This window comes from Candidatus Obscuribacterales bacterium (genome assembly GCA_036703605.1).
GTDB lineage: Bacteria > Cyanobacteriota > Cyanobacteriia > RECH01 > RECH01 > RECH01.
In genome coordinates, this window is the sequence record DATNRH010000166.1 from 1 (window position 1) to 1745 (window position 1745).

Consider the following 1745-nt stretch of genomic DNA (forward strand, 5'->3'; position numbering starts at 1 on the left):
GGATGGTCGGGCTATGCCAGTCAGCGCCCACCGGGCATTGTCATTCTATTCAGAGGTCTCAAACACTTTGACACCCTCTTTGAAGGTTGGTCACTGGCTCATCTCTAAGATGTGTATAAGCGGTAGCCCAAAAGGAGAGGGGACAAGAGTTTTAGCTCCCTTCTCCCTAGGGAGAAGGGTTGGGGATGAGGGCAATTCATCCTACTATCCAGCAATGCCTCCTTGCCTAGGGGGCGGCGCAACGGGGGATCGAAAGCAGAATATCCTTATATGAATTCTGCCGGATTGGATAGGAGGTGTGTTTTGAGTTGACCTGCGAACAGCCAACTCAAAATGCACTAAACCGTCAACCGCGCCGCCACACTGGTCTGAGCGTCTACAAATCTAGTGTCGTTGCGCTGATCTCATCTAGACATCTATCGCTTTTCGGGGGGGAAGTAGAGCACAGGGTGCCAACTGCGTCGAAGAATATCTTCAGCAAAGCTTGGGATAGACCAGCCCACCAACCGATTGGTTGGACTAGAAGAAATGGCGATCGCTGTGATATCTCGCTCTAGCGCTGCTTCTAGCAGTTCATTCATGGGGCTACCTTCCCGCACCTCGACATCAATATCAAGTCCAAGCTTCACTAAGCCAGCCTTGACGGTATTGAGCTTTTCTAGAGCGGAGTCTCTGTCATAGTCTCTAGGCAAACTGCGGCGGTTTTGCTCCTCTAGCACCCAGCACAGCAGCCCTCGTTTGAGAGAGCCCTCGGGGTATTGTTGAGCGATCGCTTGTACTCTCTCTACCAAATAGTCAGCCGAATCACTGCCATCGTAGGGAAGCAGCAAATCTTGGAAAAGATGACGACAGCGCAAATCCAGCTCTTCCGTTGTGTAGGTGGAAATGAGCTGGGGACGCAGGGTCATGATGGGCAAAGGAGTGCGCTGACAAAGCCCCATGGTGGTGCTGCCAAACAGCTTTTCGTTGAGCAGACCACGGCCTGCCATGCCGACCATGATCAGGTCTACGCCATTGCTCTTGCTCACCTGCAAGATGTTGTCAATCGGCTTGCCAGACTGAACCTCAATGTTCACCTCTACGCCAGCAGGCACATCGCCTAAACTAGCCGAGAGGCGATCGCGTATGGCTTGTAAGGATTCTTCATCGATCCGTGGAACTTCACGTTCTTGCGAAATAGCAACCGTATGGAGAAACGTGATCTGCTGTAGACCACTAGCAGCTAGGCTTGGTACAAAACGAACCAAGCGGTGTAAGCCATCGGAGAAGTCGGTGCAAATGAGGGAGTGCCGGAACATGGGTGAAAATGGTAAGCCTAGCTCAGTAATTATAGAGAAATGCCTCTATATTCTTCAAGCCTAACACTGCCTAGCCCTATTGCGGGGGCAGTAGACAAAAGAACAATTCTGAAGCACTAGTTAATGCTGTAACTACGCTGCCACTTCCATGATGAAGACTTTAGGCTCATGCGCCGATATGCTAGTCAGACATTTTGAAGTATTAACTTATATTGAGTCAGCTTATTGTTCTTGCATGAATATTTATGGAAGCATAGGTAATTTTCCTGAATCTTCTTTTTATGTAAGTACATATGATGAGTTAAAAGAATAAAAAAACTTCGTTTCCAGGAGGTTGATTCATGGATAGTCAGAATGAAAAGCGTCTAAAAGCTTTGCAAGAGGGGGCTAAGAAAGGCATGAGCACTGGCAAGTATGTCAATCGGGCAATTGAGGAAAATCTTGGAG

1 protein-coding gene is annotated in these 1745 nt (G+C 48.8%); it reads right to left on the bottom strand.

From position 1 onward, the window contains the following. Window positions 1-416: 416 nt before the first annotated feature. Window positions 417-1298: a universal stress protein gene (locus tag V6D20_03440; protein ID HEY9814847.1), complete on the bottom strand. Its 882-nt coding sequence runs from the start codon at window positions 1296-1298 to the stop codon at window positions 417-419. Window positions 1299-1745: the final 447 nt, after the last annotated feature.

Bases quoted from the DNA above. Each gene is read 5' to 3' on its own strand.
- V6D20_03440 (HEY9814847.1), bottom strand. From the start codon at position 1,298: ATGTTCCGGCACTCCCTCATTTGCACCGACTTCTCCGATGGCTTACAC.